Genomic DNA, 24,865 nt, shown 5'->3' with positions numbered 1-24,865 from the left:
CCCACGAGGAACCCATGAGCAGCAGCACGGTCATCACCAACATCGCCAGCCTGGTCACCAACGACCCCTCCCTCGGTGACTCGTCCCCCCTCGGACTGATCCGGGACGCGGCCGTCGCCATCGACGGCGACCGCGTCGCGTGGATCGGTGAGTCCAGCAAAGCACCCCCCACTGACAACCGGGTCGACGCCGGCGGCCGGGCGGTGATCCCCGGCTTCGTGGACTCCCACTCGCACCTCCTCTTCGCGGGCGACCGCACCGAGGAGTTCAACGCCCGTATGTCGGGCCGCGGCTACTCGGCGGGCGGCATCCGCACGACCGTGGCGGCGACCCGCGCCGCGACGGACGCGGAGCTGGAGGCCGGCCTCGTGCGCTACCTCACCGAGGCCCTCCGCCAGGGCACCACCACCTTCGAGACGAAGTCCGGCTACGGCCTGACCGTGCAGGACGAGGCGCGGGCCCTGCGCATCGCGTCCGCGCACACGGAGGAGGTCACCTATCTCGGCGCGCACATCGTCTCCCCGGACTACGCCGACGACCCCGCCGCCTACGTGGCCCTGGTCACCGGTGAGATGCTCGACGCCTGCGCCCCGTACGCCCGGTGGATCGACGTCTTCTGCGAGAAGGGCGCCTTCGACGGCGACCAGGCCCGCGCGATCCTCACCGCGGGCAAGGCGAAGGGCCTGCACCCGCGCATCCACGCCAACCAGCTGTCCTACGGCCCCGGCGTGCAGCTCGCCGTCGAACTCGACGCGGCCAGCGCCGACCACTGCACCCATCTCACGGACGCCGACGTGGACGCGCTGGCCAACAGCACCACCGTCGCCACGCTCCTGCCGGGCGCGGAGTTCTCCACCCGCGCGACATGGCCCGACGCCCGCCGGCTGCTCGACGCGGGCGTCACCGTGGCCCTGTCCACGGACTGCAACCCGGGCTCGTCCTTCACGTCCTCCGTACCGTTCTGTGTCGCGCTGGCCGTGCGGGACATGGGGATGACTCCGGACGAGGCCCTCTGGTCGGCCACGGCGGGCGGGGCGCAGGCCCTGCGCCGCACGGACATCGGCCGCCTCACCCCGGGCGCGTACGCGGACCTGGCCCTCCTCGACGCCCCGAGCCATGTCCACCTGGCCTACCGGCCGGGCGTACCGCTCGTCACCGGTGTGTGGCGGCGAGGCGTCCGGATGGCCTGACCGTCAGGTCGCGCCCGCCCGCCACCGCTGGTCCGCGTCCCCGGTCAGCGGCGACAGCGACAGGCCGTAGTCGTCGGCGGTGAGCGCGGTGTCGTAGTCGATGGCCGGGCTGATCACACCGTTGTCGTCCACGCTGAACTTGAGGTTCCGGCCGTTGCGGCCGTAGACCGAGTCGCACTCCCAGATCCCGAGGCCGTTGTCCACGGAGCCGCGGCTGTCCAGGCAGTAGTCGGGGTCGGCGGACGACTGCAGGACTTCGCGGTCGGAGTCGACGCGCCAGCGCTGGCTGGGGGAGGACGTGCAGGGCACGATGACCACGTCCGTGCCGTCGTCGAAGTCCCCGGCGACCTCCAGGCACAGGCCCGTGGCGACGTTCACCACCTGCGCGAAGGTGCCGTTCGGCGCGTGGGCCGGGGCGGGGCGCGGGGTCGGCTTCGGGAACGGTTTCGGATGTGCCGTCCTCGACGGCGTGGGGCTCGTGGAGGGGGACGGGGAGGCGGAGGTCCGGGAGGGCTTCGGCTTCGGCGGGGTGGCCGAGACGGTCGCCGTCACCGTCACCGGCGGGGGGCTCGGGGGTGCCGCGGTCGCGGCGGTCTGGACGGAGTGCCGCTCCGCGGAGTTGCCCGAGGAGACCAGGAAGAGGAGCAGGGGGACGAGGGCCACGCCGAGGCCCGCCGAGGCCAGGGCCAGCCGGCGGGAGTGCGACCAGCCGGCGGTCCCGGCACGGGGGCCGGCGGGAGGCTCGGCCGGGGGCTCGGTCTCGCGGCGGGTGACATAGGCCGTGCCGCCCCACGGCAGCAGTCCTTCCGCGAGCGTGGTGCGCGGCTGGTCGCGCAGCGCGGACAGCTCCTCGAACGCGGCCGTGCAGTGCGGGCAGCGCGCCATATGGGTGTGCAGGTCGCTGCTGTAGCGCGGGTTGTCCGGCCGTACGGACTCCTCGATCAGCCGGCGGAAGTCCGCGCAACGCGGATCGAAGGAGGCGGCCAGGCGGGATCTGAGGGACGCCCGGCCGAGGGCCGCCAGCGCCTGCCGGGTGCCGTAGGCGACGTCTTCGCGGGTGAGGCCGAGGAAGACCGCCGTGCGGTCCTCGGGTTCCCCCTCCACGATCCCGTGCCAGACGAGGCCCTGGGAGCGGGACGGCAGGGACTGGTACGCGGCGAGCATCGGCGGGACGGGGCCGCCGGGTCCCGCCGGTCCCAGGGCCACCAGGAAGGCGGGGTCGAGGCCGCCCGCCCGCTCGTCGCGGGCCCAGGCGGCGGCCAGCCGCGCGGTCTGCAGCAGGAGTTGGTGCCGCAGCGGGACACCGGGGTCGCTGCCGCGTGCCGTCTCCCTGGCCGCGAGGGTGAACGCCAGGGCGGCGAGCTGCCGTGCCGCCGTCTCGCTCGTCGTGCACAGCCGGGCGTACCGGAGCACGGACGGCCGGTGCCGCGCGCGCACCTCCTGCAACGCCGGATAGACGTCGGGCGTGCCGGCCTGAAGCAATTCGGCGAGCCGCACATCGGACGCGTCCGCGTGCATCCCGCCTGCGGCCTCGACGTCGTTGTCGGTCCCGTCGGCCCGGCCCATCCACCTGCCTCCTCGCGCCCCGACGGCCGTCCGCCGTGTTCCTGACGGACCAGCCAGTTTGGGTGGGTGACCATAGTGGTGGAAGAGCACTCCTGAGGAAAGGGGTGTCCCCGGGTAACCCAAGGTGTGCTGCCGGGACCGCCCCGCGGCAACCCCCGGCCGGGCAGGCCGGGTTGGGTGTGCCGCGGGCGGCCTCGCTCACTCCTCGACCGTGAGTCCCTTGCGCAGCCGCACCAGCGTCCGGGACAGCAGGCGCGACACATGCATCTGCGAGATGCCCAGCTCCTCGCCGATCTCCGACTGCGTCATGTTGGCCACGAAGCGCAGCGACAGGATCTGCCGGTCGCGGGGCGGCAGTTCGGCGATCAGCGGCTTCAACGACTCCACGTACTCGATGCCTTCGAGCTCGTGGTCCTCGTACCCGATGCGGTCGGCGAGCGCGCCCTCGGAGTCGTCCTCCTCCGGCTGTGCGTCCAGGGAACTGGCCGTATAGGCGTTCGACGCCGCCATGCCCTCGACGACCTCGTCTCTGGACAGGCCGAGGCGCTCCGCCAGTTCCGTGACGGTGGGCGCGCGGTCGAGCTGCTGGGCGAGTTCGTCGCCGGCCTTCGCCAGATCGAGGCGGAGTTCCTGGAGCCGTCGCGGAACGCGCACGGACCACGATGTGTCACGGAAGAACCGCTTGACCTCGCCGATGATCGTCGGCATCGCGAAGGTGGGGAACTCCACTCCACGACTGAGCTCGAATCGGTCGATGGCCTTGATCAGGCCGATGGTGCCGACCTGGATGATGTCCTCCATCGGCTCGCTGCGGGAGCGGAAGCGGGAGGCGGCGAACTTCACCAGGGCCAGGTTGAGTTCGACCAGGGTGTTGCGGACGTACGCGTATTCGTGCGTGCCCTCCTCGAGCGACTCCAGCCGTTCGAAGAGCGTCTTGGACAGGGCCCGTGCGTCCACGGCCCCCACCTCGTCGTACGGGGGGATCTCCGGAAGACCGCCGAGATCGACCGGGCCGCGCGGCGCGGGAACGCCGTCGTGGTGTGCGGGGCCGGCTGTGGGGTATGCGTCCGGTCGTACCGGAGAGGGTGCCGACGTCGCCCTCTGGGTCTGCGATGCGTCGAGCCGGGGTGACATGAATGTCCTCCATCGTTCTCGGCATATGGCCGCCGATGCCTGTACGTGCACTGCGGTGTGCGGCGCCTCCAAAGCCGGCCGTGTCGTACGGGTGTCCCTACTAGCCCTACCCGCTTTCGGTAGCCCCCCGCAAGTGCATTTCATTAGGAAATGTCCGTTTTGAGGGGGTTGTTCGGGTGTCGGGAAGCGTGAGGAAGGCGTAGTGTTCGAGGGCGTCCATCAACAGCGACGACGTCGGGAGAGACACGGCATGGACCGCGGGACGGTCGGCAGCGCACAGTCGGGCCGGCTTCTGGTCGAGGTGCGACAAGAGGGCACGAGTGCCGTCGTGACCCCGGCGGGTGAGCTGGATCACCACACCGCCGATTTGTTGCGTGAGCCGCTCGAGGACTGCCTCGGCAAGGGCTTCGCGCGCCTGGTCGTGGATTGCTCACGGCTGGAGTTCTGTGACTCCACCGGGCTGAATGTGCTGCTCGCCGCCCGGCTGAAGGCCGAGGCTGCGGGCGGTGGTATCCATCTGGTCGGGATGCAGTCGGTGGTGGCCCGTGTGTTCGAGATCACCGGGGCCGACGCCGTCTTCACAGTCCATGACACATTGGACGCGGCCCTGGCCGAGTAGCGCGGTGTGCGGGCGCGCGCACCCGGGGTTCCCCTCTGTGACCGGTGCGTTACGGGTGTCACAGGTTCGGGCCGAATCCATGGGTGTTCCATCGGTCCGGTCGGGCAGGAGACATGCTGAACATGTCGGCGGCCCGCCGGCGGGCCGCAGAAGGAGAGCCCCCGCGCGCAGCACGAGCAACAACCGGCAAGAACGCCGTCCGTCCCCGTACTGATACTTCCATCGTGAACTGGTGAATCGGTGAGGTGAAGCGCTGATGAGCACCACCCGGCCCTGCTCGCCGGGCGACCGCGGACCCGAGGCCGGCGGCGCTTCCGGAACGTCCGCGCGGGAGCCCGCCGAGGGCGCCCCGTCCGGCGTACCCGGCGAGGAGGCGCCGGCCCGGGCCCGGGAGGTCCGCACGCTGAGCTTCGAGGACCAGAGCGGCGTCGTCCCGCTTGCGCGCGACTTCACGCGCCAGGCGCTCCATGCATGGGGCTGGCTGCCCGCCGCCACCGCCGACCAGCGGGCCGCCGCCGAGGATGTGCTGCTCGTGGTCTCCGAACTCGTCACCAACGCGTGCCTGCACGCCGAGGGCCCGCAGGAGCTGCGGATCGCCTGTGACAACAAGGTGCTGCGCATCGAGGTCGCCGACCGTGGCCCGGGCCAGCCCGCCCCGCGCACCCCGCACCGAGCCGGGCGCCCCGGCGGCCATGGCATGTTCATCGTGCAGCGGCTCTGTCTGGACTGGGGGGTCGTGCGCACGACCGGTGTGGCGGGCAAGACCGTATGGGCGGAGCTGGGCGCCCCCGCCTGACCCGGCTACGGGGCGCCCCCGGTTCGAACCTCTCTCCCTACGGCACGAACGCCTCACTCCACACGCGCCGGATCACCACAGATCCGGCGTGCTCTGTGTCTTCCCTCCGCAAGGCCCCGGGCGTACCTTGACGGCCCATCTGATGTGCCGTCAGGAATGAGGGACCGTGCCGTACCACAAGCGAACCGCCGCCCTCGCGTCCGCCGCGGCCCTCGCCGGCTCGGCGGTGCTTCTGGCCGCGCCCGCGGCCCGGGCCGATGTCGTCGACGTCAACTACCGCTGCCAGACGCCGATCGGTGTCAAGACCGCCGTGTCGCCCATCGACATCAAGGGCGTGAGCAGCGGTGACGGCTACAGGATCACCATGTCCTGGCAGAAGGGCGTCTCCTCCAGCCCGGTCGAACTGGGCAAGGGCGCGATGAACCCGAGCGCCACCATCGAGCTGGGCGGCGCCGACAGCGGCACCCTGACGGTCACCGGCCCGGCCAACCAGACCGCGATCCCCGCGAACACCCCCATCAAGGTCAACGACCTGAGTGGCACCTACACCCCGAAGAAGGCCGGCAAGGTCACCTTCACCGCGGGGGTGCTGACCATCAAGGCGCTCGGCACGACGACCACCTGCTCGCCCACCAACCACCCGGGTCCGTCCCTGCGCCTGGACGTCACCGCCGCGGGCGGCGACTCCTCCGGCTCCGCCGGGAGCGGCGCGGACGGGGGCGGACAGCTTCCGCGGACCGGCCCCGACGACTCCGTCATCGCCCTCGGCACCCTCGGCGGCACGGTCCTGCTGGCCGGCGCGGCCGGGGTGCTGTGGCTGACCCGCCGCAGCCAGACGGCACGCCACTGAGCGCAGCGCTCCATGGTGCGGTCCTACGACGTCACGGGCGCCGCCCGCCGCGGCCGGAGCGGTGCATGGGCCGTGCGGCGAGGCCCGGTTGACGGGAGCGTTGACATGAAGCGGTGTATCCCGGCAGCGGTGCTCATGCTCGCTCCGGTGGTGCTGGCGGCGGTGCTCGCGCTCGCTGTGGTGGCGCTGGCGGCGGTGCTCGCGCTCGCTGCGGTGGCCCTCGCGGCGCCCGCCCGGCCCACCGCCGGCCCGACCGTCGCCGTGTCCGCCTCCCAGGCCGGAGCGGGCGGTTCGATCACCGTGACCGGCACCGGCTGGCGGCCCGAGGCCCTGCTCACGCTCCTGATCTGCGGTCAGTCCACGCCGTCCCGGGGGGTGACCGGCGGCACCGGTTCCTGTGCCAATGCCGACGGGCGGGCCGTCACCGCCGACGCACGGGGGAGGTTCCGCCGGACGCTTCCGGTCGCCGAGCCGCCCGTACCGTGCCCCTGTGTGGTGCATGCCGCCACGGTCACCGGGGCCGAGGCGGACGCCGACGCCGCCTTCCAGGTCGCCGGGCACGCGGTGGAGCCCCTGCCCGCCGGGTCCGCCTCCGGACGCCTGTCGGTGCTGACGGGCACCCGGCTCGACGGTGGCGACGGGCTGCTGACCTGGTTCGGCGCGCCCGCGTCCCGCACGCTCGTGTGCACCGTCGCAAACACCGGGCCCTCGCCGGTGAAGGACCCGGTTTTCCGGGTCGGCACCTCCCGCGGGGTGTTCGCCCCACAGTGGGACGAGCGGCAGTGGCACGGCACCCTCGCGCCCGGCGGCAGGGCACGCATCGCACTGCCGGTGGATCTGCCGGCGGGCGCCCACGGCGACTACACGGTCTCCCTGGAGTACGGCGGGAGGGTCCTCACCGAGCAGCCGTGGGGCGTGGGCCGCCCCTGGGGCGTCACCGTCTTCTGGATCCTGGCCTGCGTGGTCGTGCCGACCGCCGTGTTCCGGCTCGGCATGGCCGTCGTGGACCGGGTACGGCCCCGCACACCGGAGGCGCGGGCGGCACGCCACCGTGGTCTGCGGCTGCCGGGGCTCGCCCGGCGCCCGCCGAGGCCGCGCACCTCCCGGCCCGCCCCCGCACCGAGCCCCGCCGCGGCGCTGCCCTGGTTCACCCCCGACACGGACCCGGGCAGTGCGACGGAGGCGGACGACCCGTAGCGCGGGTGACCGGGATCCGTCTCTTCGACATCGGGGGAGAGCGGCCTGTAGCCCCTCAAACGGCGGCGCTCAGAAGACGGCGTCTGGTCTGCTTTCATGATCAACGGGGACGGGTCCGCACGCGGCGGCACCGGCCTAGGAGGCTGGGACGACGTACAAGTGCTCGGCCGAGGTCCGTCCGGACCTCGGCCGCCCCAAGGCGATGTCGACGTGCGCGAAGTCGGGATCGGGCAGGAAGGCCGGCCGGCACCCCTCGTCCTCGTCTGCGACGTCATCCGGGGCCGGGGCACCCCGCACGATATCCCGTGGACCGTGTTCGGCCCGTGGGAGAAGCCGGGTGAGAAGCCGAGCGTGGTGTGCGGCTTCAGCAGCTTCACCCGGTCGTGGAAGGTCGGGACGAAGGCCTGACCGGGCCGAGGCGGACGGAAAAGGGCCGCCGCACCGTGGGGTGCGGCGGCCCTTGTCCGTATGCCCGGGGGACGTCAGTGGACGTCGCCCATCAGGGACTTGACCTTCCGGCGGTACATGTAGACCGCGATGCCCGCGAGGGCGGCGAGCACGGCCTCAACGGCCACCGCTCCCGTGCCGCTGAGGTCCACGCCGGCCACGGCCGGGTTGGACAGCAGGCTGGTCACCGAGTCGCCCGCGGTGACCGCGAGGAACCAGACGCCCATCATCTGGCTGGCGTACTTGGCCGGCGCCATCTTCGTCGTCACCGACAGGCCGACCGGGGAGATGCACAGCTCACCGACGGTCTGGATCAGGTAGATGCCGACCAGCCACATCGGGCTGACCAGGGTGCCGTTGGTGGCCATGCCCAGGGGCAGCAGGAAGAAGAAGAACGAGACGCCGATGAAGAACAGGCCGACCGCGAACTTCGTGACCGTGCTCGGCTCCTTGCCCTTCCGGTTCAGCCACACCCAGAACCAGGCGAAGACCGGGGCCAGGGCCATGATGAACACCGGGTTCAGCGACTGGTACCAGGAGGACGGGAAGTCGAAGCCCAGCAGCGAGCCGGAGGCCTTGGTCTCACCGAAGGCCTGGACCGTGGAGCCGCCCTGGTCGTAGATCATCCAGAAGACGGCGGCCGCGATGAAGAACCAGATGTAGCCGGTCATCTTCGACTGCTCGACGGTCGACAGCTCCTTGTCCCGCTTGATGCGCAGCAGCACACCGGCCGGGATGATCAGGCCGATGACGGTGAGCGGGATCATCGCCCAGTTCAGGGTGAAGTGGCCGGTGCCGCCGACGATGCCGTAGAAGACGGCCGCGACGATCAGCCAGAGCAGGCCCTTGCGCAGCCAGGAGGCGCGCTCCGCGGCGTCCAGCGGCTTGGGGACGACACTGCTCTGCGGGCTCAGGGTGCGGGTGCCGACGAGGAAGGCCACGAGGCCGATCGCCATACCCACGGCGGCCAGACCGAAGCCCAGGTGCCAGCTCACCTGCTGGCCGACGGTACCGATGATCAGCGGCGCGAAGAAGGCACCCGCGTTGATGCCCATGTAGAAGATCGTGAAGCCACCGTCGCGGCGCGGGTCGTCCGGGCCCTTGTAGAGGTGACCGACCATGGTGGAGATGTTGGCCTTCAGCAGACCGGAGCCGAGCGCGACCAGGGCCAGACCGGCGAAGAAGGGTCCCTGTCCGCCGGGCAGCGCCAGCACCACATGGCCGGACATGATCGTGACGGCGGCGATCGCCACCGTCTTGCGCGGACCCCAGAGGCGGTCGCCGAGCCAGCCGCCGGGCAGGGCGAGCAGGTACACCATCGACAGGTAGACGGAGTAGATCGCGGTCGTCGTGGCCAGGTCCATGCCGAGGCCACCGCCCATGCTGCCCTTCTTGGCGTCCGGGCCGCCGGAGAGCAGATAGACGACGAGCAGAGCCCTCATGCCGTAGAAGCTGAAGCGCTCCCACATCTCGGTCATGAAGAGGGTGGCCAGTCCGCGGGGGTGGCCGAAGAAGGTCTTCTCGGATCCGGGTGTGCCCGGGTGGACCGAGTCCTTCGTCAGGCTGGACGCCATGGTCGTTCCTTGCTGGTCGGGGCGCGCTGCCGTGGGGGTCCCTCTGCTCGGCGGAGTCGAGAGCTCAAGGGGCATGCGCACCCGGTATGGGGCGGCCGGCACCGGCGGGCCGGCCGTCCACCCCCACGCCCACGGGGTGCCCGCTCCGGGTCACGGAACGGCGGACGGCGGTCACCGGGATCCACGCCTTCGAGCGCGTCGATGCGCCCGGGGCCCGGCCCTAGGTCTTTCCTTTCAAGGCTGGTGGGAGCCAGCCCGCACGCAAAAGAGACCTTCAGCGACGAGTACCCGCCAAAGGTCCATGGTCGTGCTACAGGCGTTTCCGTCACCTTACGGCATGACAGTGCCGGATAAGGAAGGACTTGAGACAGGGATCACAGGCGAGAGTGGAACCCGGACGTTCTTTCGAAGGCCCATGTCAGGATCTCATCGCACGGGCGCAGGCGCGAACGCGCTCCGTGACCAAGGGGCGGACCACCGGGTGATCGCGGCCGAAAGTAAGAACGACCGCGCGCGGTCACACCCACGATCACACCTTTGCTCAGGTCGCGGGCGGACTACCATCACCCCATGACCCGTGTACTGCTCGCCGAGGACGACGCGTCCATCTCGGAGCCGCTGGCCCGTGCCCTCCGCCGGGAGGGATACGAGGTCGAAGTGCGCGAGGACGGACCCACCGCGCTCGACGCCGGAATGCAGGGCGGCGTCGACCTGGTCGTGCTGGACCTCGGGCTGCCCGGTATGGACGGCCTGGAGGTGGCCCGCCGGCTGCGCGCGGAGGGTCACAGCGTCCCCATCCTCATCCTGACCGCACGGGCCGACGAGGTGGACACCGTCGTCGGTCTCGACGCGGGCGCCGACGACTATGTCACCAAGCCCTTCCGGCTCGCCGAACTGCTGGCCCGCGTGCGGGCCCTGCTGCGGCGCGGCGCCACCGAGCCCGCGCAGCCGCCCGCCACGCACGGGGTGCGCATCGACGTCGAGTCCCATCGCGCGTGGATGGGCGACGAGGAGCTCCAGCTCACGGCGAAGGAGTTCGACCTGCTGCGGGTCCTGGTCCGGGACGCGGGCCGGGTCGTCACGCGCGACCAGCTGATGCGGGAGGTCTGGGACACCACGTGGTGGTCGTCCACCAAGACCCTCGACATGCACATCTCCTGGCTGCGCAAGAAGCTGGGCGACGACGCGGCGAACCCGCGGTACATCGCCACGGTGCGGGGAGTGGGCTTCCGCTTCGAGAAGAACTAGGTGCTGCCGCCGGGCACGGCCGGGAGGGCGGGACGCGACGCGCGTGGCTATGCGCGTAGCGCCGCCCTGGCCGCGTCCACGCCGGCTGAGCCGTACGACGGCGGCTCCGGGTCCGCCGGGGACCGCCGCCCCTCGCGGGGTGCCGGCGTGTCCGGGGCACACTGGTCGTCGTAAAGCCACCGCCCGGAGGGCCTCGTGCGTCGTCGTCTCATCCAGTCCACCCTCGCCGTCGTCCTCGTCGTCATCGCCGTCTTCGGCGTCTCCCTCGTGATCGTCGAGACCCGGACGATCAGCAACAGCGCCCAGGAACGCGTCGACTCCGAGGCGCTGCGGCTCGCGAGCATCGTGGACAGCCGGCTCCTCGGCCACGAGAAGGTCAACCGCGAGATCTTCAAGGCGCAGGTCACCGGGGAGCGGTACGCGGTCATCGACATCCCCGGCCAGGGGCCCATCCAGGTGGGCGTCAAACCGGCCGGTGACGTCATCCACTCCACCGCCAAGGGCGAGCAGGGCGAGACCGTACGGGTCGAGGAGCCCCGCTCCTCCGTGACCCGCGAAGTCGGCCGCACGCTGCTGATCATCGCCCTTGTCGCACTGCTCGCGATCATCGCCGCGGTCCTGCTCGCCGTGCGCCAGGCCAACCGCCTCGCCTCCCCGCTCACCGATCTCGCGGAGACCGCGGAGCGCCTCGGCTCCGGCGACCCACGGCCGCGCCACAAGCGCTACGGCGTTCCCGAGCTGGACCGGGTCGCCGATGTCCTGGACGCCTCCGCCGAGCGGATCGGGCGCATGCTGACGGCCGAGCGCCGGCTCGCCGCCGACGCCTCCCACCAGTTGCGCACGCCGCTCACCGCCCTGTCGATGCGGCTGGAGGAGATCACCCTCACGGATGACCCCGACACCGTGAAGGAGGAGGCGACCATCGCGCTGACGCAGGTGGAGCGGCTCACGGACGTGGTGGAGCGGCTGCTGACGAACGCCCGCGACCCCCGCACCGGCTCCGCCGTCTCCTTCGACCTCGACGAGGTCATCCACCAGCAGCTCGCCGAGTGGCGCCCCGCCTACCGCAGCGCGGGACGGGCGATCGTCAGCTCGGGCAAGCGGCATCTGCGGGCCGTGGGCACACCGGGCGCGGTCGCCCAGGTGCTGGCCGCCCTGATCGAGAACTCCCTCATGCACGGCGGCGGCACCGTGGCGCTGCGCACCCGCGTCACCGGCAACCAGGCGGTCGTGGAGGTCACCGACGAGGGGCCCGGCGTCCCGCCGGAGCTGGGCTCCCGCATCTTCGAGCGCACGATCAGCGGCCGCAACTCCACGGGCATCGGCCTGGCGGTCGCCCGGGACCTCGCGGAGGCCGACGGCGGCCGTCTGGAGATGCTCCAGGCCAAGCCCCCGGTCTTCGGCCTGTTCCTGTCCCGCACCCCGCTCAGGATGCCCCCGCCGAGCGACGAACCGGAGCCCACGGTCAGGTGAGCCGCAAGACCCCGGGGAAGCGCCGCGGGGGAGGCGAGGGGCCTTCGGGCGGGATCAGCGGTTGATGCGCTGGCCCTGTTCGGCCTGCTCGAGTATCGACTCCGCGCCCGCCACCGCCTCCCCGGCCGGCAGTGCCCGGAAGACCCAGGTGCGGTACGACCAGAAGCGGAACAGCGTGCCGAGGCCGATGCCGAGGAACTTGAAGATGTTGCTCTGCAGCGGACTGTCCCAGTGGAACCCGTACGTCGCCGCGTACAGCACGCCGTTCTCGATCAGCAGACCCGCGGCGCTGAACAGCAGGAACAGCGCCATCTCACGGGTACGCCCGCCCTTGTCCCGGTCCCGGTAGGTGAAGTAGCGGAAGCCGATGTAGTTGAAGACGATCGCGACGACCGTGGCGATGACACTCGCCCGGACCACCTGGAGATGGGTGACGTTGCGCACCAGGTTGAAGACCAGGAGATTGACCAGCAGCCCGGCCCCGCCGACCGCCCCGAACTTGGCGATCTCGCGCACCAGCCGCTCGACCTGCCGGCGCACCGCGCCGCGGGGTTGGTCCTGTAGGCCCGTGGAACCACTGCCCATGGTGTCGCCTGCCCCCGTCGGGTCGGTCGTATCGGTCGTTGGTAGCGGTCGGATACATCGATCGGATGCCCCGATCGGACGCATTGATCCGTCGCATCGGCCGGTCGGCACGGCGCGCCGAGCGGTTCCGTCAACCCCGCCATGCTAACCAGCGGCCGTGGGCGACGCCCGTGGACGAGTACATGAGGACGGAAAGAAACCCCCGGGGAAGGACGGAATCCGGCCTCCATGGCGAGGCCGATACCCTAGGGGCGTGACGTTTCCGGTAGTCGGCATGGTCGGCGGGGGCCAGCTCGCTCGTATGACACACGAGGCAGGCATCCCGCTCGGCATCAGGTTCAAGCTTCTCAGTGACACCCCCCAGGACTCCGCGGCGCAGGTCGTCCATGACGTGGTCATCGGCGACTACCGCGACCTGGACACGCTGCGTGCCTTCGCGCGGGGCTGCGACGTGATCACGTTCGATCACGAGCATGTGCCCACCGAGCACCTGCGGGCCCTGGAGGCGGACGGCATCCCCGTGCGCCCCGGCCCGGACGCGCTCGTGCACGCCCAGGACAAGGGGGTGATGCGGGCCAAGCTCGACGCGATCGGGGTGCCCTGCCCACGGCACCGCATCGTGAGCGACCCGGCGGACGTGGCCGCGTTCGCCGCGGAGGGCGACGGCTTCCCGGTCGTCCTGAAGACGGTCCGCGGCGGCTACGACGGCAAGGGCGTGTGGGTCGTAGGGTCGGCCGAGGAGGCCGCCGCGCCGTTCCGCGCCGGTGTGCCCGTCCTCGCCGAGGAGAAGGTCGACTTCGTCCGGGAGCTGGCCGCCAACGTCGTACGGTCGCCGCACGGCCAGGCCGTGGCCTACCCCGTCGTCGAGTCGCAGCAGGTCAACGGGGTCTGTGACACCGTGATCGCCCCGGCCCCCGGCCTCGAGGAGGAGCTGGCGCTCAAGGCCGAGGAGCTGGCCCTGACGATCGCCAAGGAACTCGGTGTCGTCGGCCACCTCGCCGTCGAGCTGTTCCAGACCCGCGACGGCCGCATCCTCGTCAACGAGCTGGCGATGCGCCCGCACAACTCCGGCCACTGGAGCCAGGACGGCGCGATCACCTCGCAGTTCGCCAACCATGTCCGGGCGGTCCTCGACCTCCCCCTCGGCGACCCCCGTCCCCGCGCCAGGTGGACCGTCATGGTCAACGTCCTCGGCGGCGACTACCCCGACATGTACTCCGCCTACCTGCACTGCATGGCCCGTGACCCCCAGCTGAAGATCCATATGTACGGCAAGGACGTGAAGCCCGGCCGTAAGGTCGGTCACGTCAACACCTACGGCGACGACCTCGACGACGTGCTGGGGCGCGCCCGTCACGCTGCCGGCTATCTGAGAGGGACGATCACGGAATGAGCCCGGTCGTAGGCATTGTCATGGGGTCGGACTCCGACTGGCCCGTCATGGAGGCCGCCGCCAAGGCCCTCGACGAGTTCGAGATCGGCTACGAGGTCGACGTCGTCTCCGCGCACCGCATGCCGCGCGAGATGATCACCTATGGCGAGCACGCCGCGGACCGGGGCCTGAAGGTGATCATCGCCGGTGCCGGCGGTGCCGCCCATCTGCCCGGCATGCTCGCCTCCGTCACCCCGCTCCCCGTCATCGGCGTCCCCGTCCCGCTGAAGTACCTCGACGGCATGGACTCGCTGCTGTCGATCGTGCAGATGCCGGCCGGCGTGCCGGTCGCCACGGTCTCGGTGGGCGGCGCCCGCAACGCCGGTCTGCTCGCGGCCCGCATCCTCGCCGCACACGACGAGGAACTCCTCGGCAGGATGCGGGACTTCCAGCACGACCTCAACGACCAGGCCACCGAGAAGGGCAAGCGGCTGCGCGCCAAGGTCGACGGCGCGGCCGGCGGATTCGGCTTCGGAACGGGGAAGTGACCGCGGTGAGCAGCTCACTCGATGCGGCCCGGGACCTCCTGCGCGCTTTCCCGGTCGTCGACGGGCACAACGACCTGCCCTGGGCCCTGCGCGAACAGGTCCGCTACGACCTCGACGCCCGTGACATAGCCGACCGCCAGGACGCCCATCTGCACACGGACATCCCGCGGCTGCGCGAGGGCGGCGTCGGCGCGCAGTACTGGTCGGTGTACGTCCGCGCCGATCTCCCCGACGCGGTGCCGGCGACCCTCGAACAGATCGACTGCGTACGCCAGTTGATCGCCCGTCACCCGGCGGATCTGCGGCAGGCGCTGACCGCCGCCGACATGGAGGCGGCGCGCGCGGAGGGCCGTATCGCCTCCCTCATGGGCGCGGAGGGCGGCCACTCCATCGCGAACTCCCTCGGCACCCTGCGCGGGCTGTACGAACTGGGCGTGCGCTATATGACGCTCACGCACAACGACAACGTCGCCTGGGCGGACTCGGCGACCGACGAGCCGGTGGCAGGCGGTCTCACGCGCTTCGGCCGCGAGGTCGTCCGGGAGATGAACCGCCTCGGCATGCTCGTCGACCTCTCGCACGTCGCCGCGACGACCATGCGGGACGCGCTGGACGCGACGGACGCCCCGGTGATCTTCTCCCACTCCTCCGCCCGGGCGGTGTGCGACCACCCGCGCAACATCCCCGACGACGTCCTCGAACGCCTCCCCGCCAACGGTGGTATGGCGATGGTGACGTTCGTGCCGAAGTTCGTGCTCCAGGCGGCCGTCGACTGGACGGCCGCGGCGGACGACAACATGCGCGCGCACGGCTTCCACCACCTCGACACCACCGCCGAGGCGATGAAGGTGCACCACGCCTTCGAGGAGCGCAACCCCCGCCCGATCGCCACTGTCGCGACGGTCGCCGACCACCTGGACCACATGCGCGAGGTGGCGGGCATCGACCACCTCGGCATCGGCGGCGACTACGACGGCACCGCGTTCACGCCGGACGGCCTCAGCGATGTCTCCGGCTACCCGAACCTGATCGCGGAGCTGCTGGACCGAGGCTGGTCGGCCACCGACCTGGCCAAGCTGACCTGGCAGAACGCGGTGCGGGTGCTGGGCGCGGCCGAGGACGTGGCCCGTGACCTGAAGGGGCGCCGGGGCCCGTCGAACGCGACGCTGGAGCAGCTGGACGGCTGACAGGAGGGGACGCCGCTGCCGTCGGCGCCCCTGCTCGTCCGTCAGGTGAAGTCGGCGTAGGCCAGGTGCTGCGCGCAGCCGCGGCAGCGGAAGAGATACGCGGTGGGCTGGCCGTCGGCGTCCAGCGACGCGTAGAACGACTCTCCCAGCGTCTCGCGGAGGCTCTGCGCGGCCTCCGGATGGTCCGCCAGCTCCTTGGCGCCCGCGCGCCCCAGATACGCCGCCGCGTCCCCGCAGTGCGTCAGCCAGCGCTCCTGCTGCCAGCCGGCGAAGCCCGGCGTGCGCCGTTCCACGGTCCGCACCACCGACTTCGGCGCCTCGCCCGTCACCTCCGTGAACTGTGCCCCGAAGCGCTCCGCCGCGCTGCCGTCCGCGATGCACCAGGGGCACAGCTCGGCGCGGATGTCCGCCACCGCGTACACGGGCCCCACGTACACATATCCGCGCCGCAGCCCGCAGCACAGGCACTCCGTGTCCCCGGCGACCACCGAACCGGTGGCCAGGGGGTCCGGATGGTACGGAAAGGACGGCAGCTGAGCCGTCGCCGGATCACTCATGTCCCCACCCTGCCGTACAAGGGAAAGGGGCACCCCGCGGGGTGCCCCGAAAACCACCGCGCATTGCCGCAACGGGCCGCGCGCTACGGCAGGTTGCGCGCCATCACGATCCGCTGGACCTGGTCGGTGCCCTCGTAAATCTGGGTACTTTACAGGTCATATGGCGTTGACCTGCACGAACATACCCTTCAGGAGGTACTCCCCCAGCATTTCCCCACCGGCCGTGACGTTGGCGCGGGTGACGTAGTGCTCCCACCGGATGTAATCCGATACCGGCTCAGAGACCACCCGGGCTCGGCGAATCGTCACGCCCCTGGCCACGGTGTCCGTGATCAACTGGTCGTAGGGGTGCCACCAGGAATCGCGGTCCTCCCAGTTGATCCGCTCGCCCCGCTTCCATGCCTCGAACCGATCCGTTGGCGCGTAGGAGTCACGCAGCTCCAGGTGGACAGCGGACCGCTCGCACTGGCCAAGCAGCTCAGCGAAGCTGGGCACGCTCGACGGCATCACACGCCTCCCTGATCATCGGGATCATCCGGGCCGGAATCCTCACGATGGCTTCGCTCTCGGGCACCGGACCGTTCGCGGGGCTACCTGCCTCGCAGTCCGCCTGAGTCTCAGTGCTCGGTTTCCATCCCTGCAACAAGATCTCCTGAGCTTCGGCGTCGGCCCACACGGTGGGGCAGTGGTCCCGGTCCGTGTCGGGGTCGATTCCAATGGATGGGCCACAGCAGTGCGTACGTGCTGAGGGAGCACTACCACTACATCTTCGAAGGGGCCGAGCGGCGCGGTCGGGCCGCGCCCGGCACCGACGACCACACCGAGGCGTCAGAGGTCGCCTGATCCGCGTACGACACCAGCCCCCGGCGTCATGCCGGGGGCTGTGTTGTCTGTACAGGTCAGTGGCTGTTTTCAGCCCGGCATCCGCCCAGGATTCCCCCAGCACGACGCCCAGGAACGGCCCTGATCGGCCCGCAACGGACAGAAAGCCAGGGGCGTCCCGCCGGACCGCCGAAACAGCTCCTGACCTGCAAAAACCCTGCTAGGGAAGGTTCCTTGCCATCACGATCCGCTGAACTTGGTTCGTGCCCTCGTAAATCTGGGTGATCTTGGCGTCGCGCATCATGCGCTCGACCGGGTAGTCACGGGTGTAGCCGTACCCGCCGAGGAGCTGGACGGCGTCCGTGGTGACCTCCATCGCCACGTCCGAGGCGAAGCACTTGGCGGCGGCGCCCTGGAAGGTGAGGTCGCTGTCGCCGCGCTCGGACTTGGCCGCCGCCGCGTAGGTGAGCTGGCGGGCCGCCTCGATCTTCATCGCCATGTCCGCGAGCATGAACTGGATGCCCTGGAAGTCGGCGATCGGCTTGCCGAACTGCTTGCGCTCCTTGACATAGCCCTTGGCGTAGTCGAAGGCGCCCTGGGCGACACCGAGGGCCTGGGCGGCGATGGTGATGCGGGTGTGGTCGAGCGTGCGCATCGCCGTGGCGAAGCCCGTGCCCTCCTCGCCGATCATGCGGTCCGCCGGGATGCGGACGTTGTCGAAGTAGACCTCGCGGGTGGGGGAGCCCTTGATGCCGAGCTTCTTCTCCGGGGCACCGAAGGAGACGCCCTCGTCCGACTTCTCGACGACGAACGCGGATATTCCCCTGGAGCGCTTCTCGGGGTCGGTCACCGCCATGACCGTGTAGTACTCGGAGACGCCCGCGTTGGTGATCCAGCGCTTGACGCCGTTGAGCACCCAGTGGTCACCGTCGCGCACGGCCCGCGTCTTCATGCCGGCCGCGTCGGAGCCCGCCTCGGGCTCGGACAGGCAGTACGAGAACATCGCGTCGCCCTTGGCCAGCGGGCCCAGGTACTTCTTCTTCAGCTCCTCGGAGCCGGAGAGGATCACGGGCAGCGAACCGAGCTTGTTCACGGCCGGGATGAGGGAGGAGGACACGCATGCGCGGGCCACCTCCTCGATCACGATGACCGTGGCGAGCGCGTCCGCGCCCGCGCCGCCGTACTCCTCGGGGACGTGCACCGCGTGCAGGTCGTTGGCGACGAGGGCTTCCAGTGCCTCCTGAGGGAAGCGGGCCTCCTCGTCCACGGCGGCGGCGTACGGCGCGATCTTCGCCTCGGCCAGCGAGCGGATGGCGTCGCGGAGCATGTCGTGCTCCTCGGACGGGCGGTACAGGTCGAAGTCAGCCGATCCGGCCAAGGTCTCTCACGCTCCAAAGAGGCTGTGCTGACGCTAATTACCGTTAAGTAACCCAAATTTTAGGGGTACGCCCACCCGAGTGATACGTGAGCTTGGCGACAGCGGGAAACCTGCCCGCCGAGATGCCCGGCTATGCTCGGGCACCGATTCACCGCCGCGTTTCCTGGAGCACCCATGAGCCTGAAGATCACCGTGATCGGCACCGGCTATCTCGGCGCCACACACGCCGCGGCCATGGCCGAGCTGGGCTTCGAGGTGCTCGGTCTCGATGTCGTTCCCGAGAAGATCGAGATGCTTCAGCGGGGCGAGGTCCCCATGTACGAGCCGGGCCTGGAGGAGCTGCTCCGCAAGCATGTCGCGGGGATCGAGGGCGCCACCGGGCGGCTGCGGTTCACCCTGGACTGGGCCGAGGTGGCCGAGTTCGGCGACATCCACTTCGTCTGCGTGAACACCCCGCAGAAGCACGGCGAGTACGCCTGCGACATGTCGTACGTCGACGCCGCGATCGCCTCTCTCGCGCCGCATCTGAAGGCCCCCGCCCTCGTCGTCGGCAAGTCGACCGTGCCGGTCGGCTCCGCGGACCGCCTGGCCGCCTATCTCGCCGAGCACGCGCCCGCGGGCCAGGACGCCGAGCTGGCCTGGAACCCGGAGTTCCTGCGGGAGGGCTTCGCCGTCCAGGACACGCTGCACCCCGACCGGATCGTGGTCGGCGTGCGCAGCGAGCGGGCGGAGAAGCTGCTGCGTGAGGTGTACGCGACGCCGGTCGCGGAGGGCTCGCCCTTCGTGGTGACCGACTTCCCGACCGCGGAGCTGGTGAAGACGTCCGCGAACTCCTTCCTCGCCACCAAGATCTCCTTCATCAACGCGATGGCGGAGGTGTGCGAGGCCGCGGGCGGCGATGTGGCCAAGCTCGCGGAGGCCATCGGGCACGACGACCGGATCGGCAGGAAGTTCCTGCGGGCCGGCATCGGCTTCGGCGGCGGCTGTCTGCCGAAGGACATCCGGGCGTTCATGGCGCGCGCGGGCGAGCTGGGCGCCGACCAGGCGTTGACCTTCCTGCGCGAGATCGACTCCATCAATATGCGCCGCCGTGGCCAGATGGTCGAGATGGCGCGTGAGGCACTGGGCGGCGGCTCGTTCCTCGGCAGGCGGGTCGCCGTGCTGGGTGCCACCTTCAAGCCGGACTCCGACGACGTACGCGACTCGCCGGCGCTGAACGTCGCCGGGCAGATACACCTTCAGGGCGGCCAGGTCACGGTCTACGACCCCAAGGGCATGGCCAACGCCCGCCGGATCTTCCCCACGCTCGGGTACGCGGACTCCGCCCTGGCGGCGGTCCGGGGCGCCGACGTCGTGCTGCACCTGACGGAGTGGCGCGAGTTCCGCGAGCTGGATCCGGCCGAGCTGGGGACGGTGGCGACCTCCCGGATGATCCTCGACGGCCGTAACGCACTCGATCCCGAGCTGTGGCGCCGGGCCGGGTGGACGTACCGAGCGATGGGCCGTCCGACCGCGTAGGAAGGGCAGGGCGGAAAGGGCGGGGCGGAAAGGGCGGGGCGGGAAAGAGCAAGGCGGGAAGAGCAAGAAGGGTGACGCCGGTCCGGCCGAGGCTCAGTCGGCCGGACCGGCGTCCTGTTGCATTCTGCACCACGGTCCGGGCGCAGGAGCGGTGAGTGCCCAACCCTGTGAATCGTGCGCCTATTTCGCCCGGTATCGCCGCATCTTCGCACGCGCCCCGCACACCGACATCGAGCACCAGCGGCCCCTGCCGGCCGGGCTGCGGTCGTAGTACGCCCAGTGGCAGTCGGGCAGTTCGCAGGCCTTGAGGCGCAGCCAGGTGCCCACGGTGAGCGCCTGCGCGACGGCGGCCGCCACCCGGGACGCCAGGTCACCCGTGTCCGCGGGGCCGAGGAAGGCCGAGCCGTCCCGCTCGTCGACGGCCACCAGCAGTGGTGCCCGCGCCAGCAGCACGCCCAGGGGCGTCACCTCGCGGTGCGGGGGATGCCCCGCATGCGCCAGACAGACGGCGCGCAGTGACTCCCGCAGTTCTCGTGCGTCCGCCAGGTCCGCCTCCGTGACGCCGAACTCGGCGCGCCCTTCCGGAGTGTCCAGGCGGTCCTCGCCCGACTCCAGGTCCACGGTGTTGACCAGGGCCTCCACCAGGGCGAGGGTGCCGGGAGCGGGGGCTCTGTCCGTCATCTCTGCGACCTCATGCCCGCGACGTTGTCTCTCCGCATTTCGCTTGCGACGTTACCCCTTATCCGCCAGCATGGGGTAACCCGCGTCGTTACCGGTTGGCTGGATTTACAGGTAACACAGACGATCAGGTCTCCGAGGAGGAAGTCATGGCGCTCGCCAAGCTGGACGTCGTCGTCCTGGACTGTCCCGACCCGCGTGCCCTCGCCGGTTTCTACGCCGAGGTGCTGGGCGGCACGGTGCAGGACGAGGGCGACTGGGTGGACCTCAAACTCCCCGGTGGCCCGTCGCTGGCGTTCCAGGCCGCGCCCGGGCATGTACCGCCGAAGTGGCCGGCCCCCGACGAGTCGCAGCAGTTCCATCTCGACCTCGTGGTCGACGACCTGGACGCCGCGGAGCGGGGCGTGCTCGCGCTGGGCGCGCGGCCGCTGGACGCGGAGAACCGCTCGCGTACCTTCCGGGTGTACGCGGACCCCGCAGGGCACCCGTTCTGCCTCTGCGCCTGCTGACCGGGGCCCGGTGACCGGCGGATCCGCCGGAACGCGAAGGGCCCCGCCGAACCGCTCGGCGGGGCCCCTGCTCGGTGGACGGCTCAGTTGCCGGAGACCGTCACCTTCTCGTCGTTCTTCAGTTCGTCCACCAGCGTCTTGACCTTGGCCTTGTCCCACACCAGATTGCCGCCGGTGGAGCCGGAGACCGGCATGTTCATCGAGGTACCGTCGCCACCGCTGACCCCCTTCATCGCCCAGAACATGGACCCCAGGTCCCACAGGCTCATGTCCTTGTCGACCGTCAGGGAGTCCAGGCCCGCGCTCATCGTCGGGTAGAGCGTGAAGGGGTTGAGGACCGTGGACGGGGTGGCGACCTGATGGGCCAGCGCGGAGAGGAACTTCTGCTGGTTCTTCGTGCGCTGCAGGTCGCTGGCGGCGAAGGCGTGCCGGGTACGGACGAAGGCGAGGGCCTGCTCGCCGTTCAGCGTCTGCTTGCCCGCCTGGAAGTCGGCGCCCGAGTACTTGTCCTTGAAGCCCTTGTCGATGGTGATCTCGACACCGCCGACCGCGTCCACGATGTTCGCGAAGCCGGCGAAGCCGATCTCCACGTAGTGGTCGATGTGCAGGCCGGTGTTGTACTCGACCGTGCGGACCAGCAGCTCGGGGCCGTCCTCCGCGTACGCCGCGTTCAGCTTCACATGACGGCCCCTGCCCTGGTACACCTTCCCGGACGTCGACCCCTTGTATGTGGGTATCTCCACGTCCGAGTCACGGGGCAGCGATATCAGCGAGTCGCCGTTGTCGCCGACGTGCAGGATCATCATCGAGTCCGTCCGCTTGCCCTCGGCGGACCCGGTGTGCAGCTTCTTCTTCTCCTCGGAGGACATGCCCGCGCGGCTGTCGGAGCCGACGATCAGGTAGTTCGTGCCCTTGCCGGCGGCCGGCCGGTCGATGACCTTGGAGAAGTCGACATCCCGGTGGAGCTTGGAGTCGGCCCAGAAGTACGTGGCCACCGACGTCACCACCAGCAGGGTGACCAGCGTGATCGCGGTCCACTTGATCCGGCGGCCCCAGTTCGGTGCCGGGCGCGTGGCCCCCGGGCCATAGCCGCCAGGTCCCTGGGGACGGCCGGCCGGTGCGCCGTAGACCTGGCCGGTGTTGTAGTCGCTGTCGTAGCCGCCGTATCCCTGGTCGTACGTCGGCTGCTGCGGAACCCCGCCGTACGGCGGCGCGCCCTGAGGGCCGCCCGGCTGGCGCCGGACCTGGCGCATCACGCGCGCGCCCTCAGGCTGCGCGCTGCTGCTGCCGCGTCCGTAGCGGTTGCCGCGGCTGTTGTCGGACCATCCCTCGGGCCAATCGTTCATGCGCCCCAGTGTGCAGGGTCCCGGTATGGGCCCGACAAGGGGCGGCGGAAAACGGGGTCAGGGCTGTTGCGAAGCTGACACAAAGTCTCCGCGGCGGCCGCCCGGCATAGGGTGGACCACATGACAGACCTGGCCCCCGCCCCGGAATCAGGAATTCCGGGCGAAAACGCGGGTGACATACCCGGGAAGCCCACCTCCGCGTCCCGCACCACCCTCAGCCACATCATGACCCACAACGACACCAACCTGCTGGGCACGGTGCACGGCGGCGTGATCATGAAACTCGTCGACGACGCGGCGGGCGCCGTGGCCGGCCGGCACTCCGGCGGCCCGGCCGTCACCGCGTCGATGGACGAGATGGTGTTCCTGGAGCCGGTCAGAGTCGGTGACCTGGTTCATGTGAAGGCCCAGGTCAACTGGACCGGCCGCACCTCCATGGAAGTCGGCGTGCGGGTGCTGGCCGAGCGCTGGAACGAGTCCACGCCGCCCACCCGGGTCGGATCCGCGTACCTGGTCTTCGCCGCGGTCGACGCCGACGGCAAGCCGAGGCCGGTGCCGCCGGTGCTCCCGGAGACGGACCGGGACCGGCGCCGCTACCAGGAGGCCCAGATCCGCCGCACCCACCGGCTGGCCCGCCGCCGCGCGATCAAGGAACTGCGGGAGGAGAGGGCCGCGCAGGGCTACGAGGAGTGACGGCCGGGACCGCGGTGTGAGGCTTCGGCCCGGCCCCTACGGGCACACCACCTCGTCCCCGGTCACCACCGTCGGATCGGGGCCCGGCGCCGCCGGGGGCGGAGCCGTCCGCACCGGCTGCACCTCCTTGAAGTCGGTCCCCGCGATCACCTTCAGCGTCGGCCCCTGCCCCACGGTGGCGCGCAGCTCACTGCCCGGCAGGGCCGCCGCGAGGGACTTCGCCGAGCGGTCCCAGCGCGGGTCGTAGACGATGACCGTGCGCCGCGCCGCCTGGCCCGCCGCGTTCACCGGCCGGCGCGTGGTGCGGAACCCGGTGGCCGCGAGGCCGTCGTCCACCCGCTTGCCGAGTCCCTCCACGGCCGCCCCGTTCTCCACCTGCACCCGGATCTGCTGCGGGTCCACCTCCACCTGGACCGGGGCGGGGCCCTTCTTCCGCGGCGGCCGGGGCGGGGCGAGCGGCTTGTCGTCGCGCAGGGACGCGAACAGCGCCCGCGCCTTCGCGTCGTCCCACTTCACCGTCGAGCCGAGGCCCTTGACCTCGTACGACATCTGCCCGATCGGCACGGTCGTGAACTCCGAGGAGCGCGGCGAGAAGTTCCGCATCACCCGGCCCAGGTCGAGCAACTGGTCCGTGCCGAAGCCCGGATCCGCCCGCACCGAGCCGAGCACGGCCCGGGCCGCCTCCCGGAATCTCAGCGGGTTCAGCAGGATGCCGGAGGAGGTCGCCCGGTCGATCAGCGCCGCCAGGAACCTCTGCTGCCGCTGCATCCGGCCCAGGTCGGACGCGCCGTCGACATGCCGCGCGCGCACGTACTGGAGTGCCTGACCGCCACCCAGGAGATGGGTGCCGGCCGGCAGGTTCAGTCCGGTGTAGGGGTCCTTCAGCGGCTGGGGGGTGCACACCCGGACTCCGCCGAGCGCGTCCACGGTCTTCATGAAGCTGATGAAGTCGACCTCCAGATAGTGGTCGATCTTCAGGTGTGTCATGTTCTCGATCGTGCGCACGGTCAGGTTCGGGCCGCCCTCCGCGTACGCCGCGTTCAGCCGGATCGGGTGGGTGTCCTGCCGCCGCCCGGTCGGGTGCCCGGTGTGCGTCGGCACCTCCGCGTAGGAGTCGCGCGGCAGGCTGACCACGGTCGCCCGGTCCCGGTCCGCCGAGAGGTGCACGATCATGATCGTGTCGGTGCAGTGACAGGGCGCGCCCCCGAGGCGGAATCTGCGCCGCTCCTTCTCCGTGATCTTGTCGCGGCCGTCGGTGCCCACGAGCAGGACGTTCATGCCGTGGCCCGCCTCGGGGCGGCCCTTCATGTCCTTGAAGGGGTCGATCCGGCCGATGCCCTCGTCGAGGCCGGTGAGCACCGCGTGCCCGATGCCGGCCGAGGCGAGCACCACCATGGAGAGCGTGGTGACCGCCCGCATGGTCCAGCCGGTCTTCCTGCGCCGTACCGGCGGCCGCGGTGCGGGGGAGCGGCGAACCGGCCGAGGGCGCGCGGGCGAGCGGGTCGGGGTGGGCACGGGGGAGACCTCCGCGGAGCTGGATGGGGCATCCCTGGGCACCGTAGGCCGACAGGATCCGGG

25 protein-coding genes and 1 pseudogene are annotated in these 24,865 nt (G+C 70.8%); 15 read left to right on the top strand and 11 right to left on the bottom strand.

Going from position 1 to position 24,865, the window contains the following annotated elements:
• The first annotated feature begins 14 nt into the window (after window positions 1-14).
• Complete coding sequence (gene hutI, locus ACIP94_RS17230; RefSeq protein ID WP_402425808.1) at window positions 15-1,190, top strand: imidazolonepropionase; 1,176 nt, start codon at window positions 15-17, stop codon at window positions 1,188-1,190.
• Window positions 1,191-1,193: 3 nt separating this feature from the next.
• Here the strand turns inward: hutI and ACIP94_RS17225 are convergent, their stop codons facing one another.
• Together ACIP94_RS17225 and ACIP94_RS17220 are read right to left on the bottom strand one after the other, a co-directional pair.
• The gene (locus tag ACIP94_RS17225; RefSeq protein ID WP_402425806.1) at window positions 1,194-2,756 is read right to left on the bottom strand and encodes an RICIN domain-containing protein; all 1,563 of its coding nucleotides are present in this window, start codon (window positions 2,754-2,756) and stop codon (window positions 1,194-1,196) included.
• Window positions 2,757-2,954: 198 nt separating this feature from the next.
• The gene (locus ACIP94_RS17220; RefSeq protein ID WP_402425804.1) at window positions 2,955-3,890 is read right to left on the bottom strand and encodes an RNA polymerase sigma factor SigF; all 936 of its coding nucleotides are present in this window, start codon (window positions 3,888-3,890) and stop codon (window positions 2,955-2,957) included.
• A 250-nt stretch (window positions 3,891-4,140) separates the two neighbouring features.
• Here ACIP94_RS17220 and ACIP94_RS17215 point away from each other — a divergent pair, with 250 nt between their 5' ends.
• From ACIP94_RS17215 to ACIP94_RS17195, 5 genes are all read left to right on the top strand, one after another.
• Window positions 4,141-4,509, top strand: a complete 369-nt coding sequence (locus tag ACIP94_RS17215; RefSeq protein ID WP_402425802.1) for an STAS domain-containing protein — start codon at window positions 4,141-4,143, stop codon at window positions 4,507-4,509.
• Window positions 4,510-4,765: 256 nt separating this feature from the next.
• A complete protein-coding gene (locus ACIP94_RS17210; RefSeq protein WP_402425800.1) occupies window positions 4,766-5,305 on the top strand; it encodes an ATP-binding protein in 540 nt (179 codons plus the stop codon).
• 166 nt (window positions 5,306-5,471) lie between these two features.
• Window positions 5,472-6,155 (top strand): LPXTG cell wall anchor domain-containing protein, encoded by a 684-nt coding sequence (locus ACIP94_RS17205; RefSeq protein ID WP_402425798.1) that lies wholly within the window; start codon window positions 5,472-5,474, stop codon window positions 6,153-6,155.
• A 135-nt stretch (window positions 6,156-6,290) separates the two neighbouring features.
• Window positions 6,291-7,352: a hypothetical protein gene (locus ACIP94_RS17200; protein WP_402426241.1), complete on the top strand. Its 1,062-nt coding sequence runs from the start codon at window positions 6,291-6,293 to the stop codon at window positions 7,350-7,352.
• Between the two features lie 210 nt (window positions 7,353-7,562).
• Window positions 7,563-7,760, top strand: a complete 198-nt coding sequence (locus ACIP94_RS17195; RefSeq protein WP_402425796.1) for a hypothetical protein — start codon at window positions 7,563-7,565, stop codon at window positions 7,758-7,760.
• A 74-nt stretch (window positions 7,761-7,834) separates the two neighbouring features.
• Here the strand turns inward: ACIP94_RS17195 and ACIP94_RS17190 are convergent, their stop codons facing one another.
• A complete protein-coding gene (locus tag ACIP94_RS17190; RefSeq protein ID WP_402425794.1) occupies window positions 7,835-9,373 on the bottom strand; it encodes a peptide MFS transporter in 1,539 nt (512 codons plus the stop codon).
• Window positions 9,374-9,943: 570 nt separating this feature from the next.
• Here ACIP94_RS17190 and ACIP94_RS17185 point away from each other — a divergent pair.
• A complete protein-coding gene (locus ACIP94_RS17185) occupies window positions 9,944-10,621 on the top strand; it encodes a response regulator transcription factor (RefSeq protein ID WP_402425792.1) in 678 nt (225 codons plus the stop codon).
• Between the two features lie 195 nt (window positions 10,622-10,816).
• Complete coding sequence (locus tag ACIP94_RS17180) at window positions 10,817-12,094, top strand: ATP-binding protein (protein ID WP_402425790.1); 1,278 nt, start codon at window positions 10,817-10,819, stop codon at window positions 12,092-12,094.
• Window positions 12,095-12,148: 54 nt separating this feature from the next.
• Here ACIP94_RS17180 and ACIP94_RS17175 read toward each other — a convergent pair whose 3' ends face one another.
• Window positions 12,149-12,679: a GtrA family protein gene (locus tag ACIP94_RS17175; RefSeq protein WP_402425788.1), complete on the bottom strand. Its 531-nt coding sequence runs from the start codon at window positions 12,677-12,679 to the stop codon at window positions 12,149-12,151.
• 253 nt (window positions 12,680-12,932) lie between these two features.
• Between ACIP94_RS17175 and ACIP94_RS17170 the strand changes: the two genes are divergently transcribed.
• Genes ACIP94_RS17170 through ACIP94_RS17160 form a run of 3 tightly spaced genes read left to right on the top strand, consistent with a single transcriptional unit; the run spans window position 12,933 to window position 15,786 of the window.
• Window positions 12,933-14,072, top strand: a complete 1,140-nt coding sequence (locus tag ACIP94_RS17170) for a 5-(carboxyamino)imidazole ribonucleotide synthase (RefSeq protein WP_402425786.1) — start codon at window positions 12,933-12,935, stop codon at window positions 14,070-14,072.
• Window positions 14,069-14,599, top strand: a complete 531-nt coding sequence (gene purE, locus ACIP94_RS17165; protein ID WP_402425784.1) for a 5-(carboxyamino)imidazole ribonucleotide mutase — start codon at window positions 14,069-14,071, stop codon at window positions 14,597-14,599. Before ACIP94_RS17170 ends, purE begins: the two co-directional genes overlap by 4 nt.
• Window positions 14,600-14,604: 5 nt before the next feature.
• On the top strand, window positions 14,605-15,786 hold the full coding sequence (locus tag ACIP94_RS17160) for a dipeptidase (RefSeq protein ID WP_402425782.1): 1,182 nt from the start codon (window positions 14,605-14,607) through the stop codon (window positions 15,784-15,786).
• Between the two features lie 41 nt (window positions 15,787-15,827).
• Here the strand turns inward: ACIP94_RS17160 and ACIP94_RS17155 are convergent, their stop codons facing one another.
• The 3 genes and pseudogenes from ACIP94_RS17155 to ACIP94_RS17145 all read right to left on the bottom strand — a co-directional run bounded on the left by ACIP94_RS17155 (window position 15,828) and on the right by ACIP94_RS17145 (window position 17,061).
• Window positions 15,828-16,343 (bottom strand): CbrC family protein, encoded by a 516-nt coding sequence (locus tag ACIP94_RS17155; RefSeq protein WP_402425780.1) that lies wholly within the window; start codon window positions 16,341-16,343, stop codon window positions 15,828-15,830.
• A gap of 207 nt (window positions 16,344-16,550) precedes the next feature.
• Window positions 16,551-16,850: pseudogene (locus ACIP94_RS17150) on the bottom strand (DUF6879 family protein); the annotation flags it as partial.
• Entirely contained in the window at window positions 16,822-17,061 is a 240-nt protein-coding gene (locus tag ACIP94_RS17145) for a hypothetical protein (RefSeq protein WP_402426239.1), read from the bottom strand. The pseudogene ACIP94_RS17150 and the gene ACIP94_RS17145, both read right to left, overlap by 29 nt.
• A 2-nt stretch (window positions 17,062-17,063) precedes the next feature.
• Here ACIP94_RS17145 and ACIP94_RS17140 point away from each other — a divergent pair, with 2 nt between their 5' ends.
• Window positions 17,064-17,186: a hypothetical protein gene (locus ACIP94_RS17140; RefSeq protein ID WP_402425778.1), complete on the top strand. Its 123-nt coding sequence runs from the start codon at window positions 17,064-17,066 to the stop codon at window positions 17,184-17,186.
• A 199-nt stretch (window positions 17,187-17,385) separates the two neighbouring features.
• Here the strand turns inward: ACIP94_RS17140 and ACIP94_RS17135 are convergent, their stop codons facing one another.
• Window positions 17,386-18,543 (bottom strand): acyl-CoA dehydrogenase, encoded by a 1,158-nt coding sequence (locus ACIP94_RS17135; protein WP_402425776.1) that lies wholly within the window; start codon window positions 18,541-18,543, stop codon window positions 17,386-17,388.
• Between the two features lie 174 nt (window positions 18,544-18,717).
• Between ACIP94_RS17135 and ACIP94_RS17130 the strand changes: the two genes are divergently transcribed.
• Entirely contained in the window at window positions 18,718-20,061 is a 1,344-nt protein-coding gene (locus tag ACIP94_RS17130; RefSeq protein ID WP_402425774.1) for a UDP-glucose dehydrogenase family protein, read from the top strand.
• Between the two features lie 180 nt (window positions 20,062-20,241).
• On the opposite strand, the gene ACIP94_RS17125 is transcribed toward ACIP94_RS17130, so the two are convergent.
• Window positions 20,242-20,742, bottom strand: a complete 501-nt coding sequence (locus ACIP94_RS17125; RefSeq protein ID WP_402425772.1) for a CGNR zinc finger domain-containing protein — start codon at window positions 20,740-20,742, stop codon at window positions 20,242-20,244.
• Window positions 20,743-20,888: 146 nt separating this feature from the next.
• Between ACIP94_RS17125 and ACIP94_RS17120 the strand changes: the two genes are divergently transcribed.
• Window positions 20,889-21,248 (top strand): VOC family protein, encoded by a 360-nt coding sequence (locus ACIP94_RS17120; protein ID WP_402425770.1) that lies wholly within the window; start codon window positions 20,889-20,891, stop codon window positions 21,246-21,248.
• Window positions 21,249-21,331: 83 nt separating this feature from the next.
• On the opposite strand, the gene ACIP94_RS17115 is transcribed toward ACIP94_RS17120, so the two are convergent.
• Window positions 21,332-22,594, bottom strand: coding sequence for an LCP family protein (locus tag ACIP94_RS17115; protein WP_402425768.1), 1,263 nt, complete (start codon window positions 22,592-22,594; stop codon window positions 21,332-21,334).
• A gap of 120 nt (window positions 22,595-22,714) precedes the next feature.
• Here ACIP94_RS17115 and ACIP94_RS17110 point away from each other — a divergent pair, with 120 nt between their 5' ends.
• On the top strand, window positions 22,715-23,287 hold the full coding sequence (locus ACIP94_RS17110) for an acyl-CoA thioesterase (protein ID WP_402425766.1): 573 nt from the start codon (window positions 22,715-22,717) through the stop codon (window positions 23,285-23,287).
• 36 nt (window positions 23,288-23,323) lie between these two features.
• Here the strand turns inward: ACIP94_RS17110 and ACIP94_RS17105 are convergent, their stop codons facing one another.
• Window positions 23,324-24,706: an LCP family protein gene (locus tag ACIP94_RS17105; RefSeq protein ID WP_402426237.1), complete on the bottom strand. Its 1,383-nt coding sequence runs from the start codon at window positions 24,704-24,706 to the stop codon at window positions 23,324-23,326.
• Window positions 24,707-24,865 lie beyond the last annotated feature (159 nt).

Origin of the sequence: Streptomyces sp. NPDC093261 (assembly GCF_044753645.1) — a bacterium.
Taxonomy (GTDB): domain Bacteria; phylum Actinomycetota; class Actinomycetes; order Streptomycetales; family Streptomycetaceae; genus Streptomyces.
This window is presented reverse-complemented; position numbering and strand designations above follow the sequence as displayed.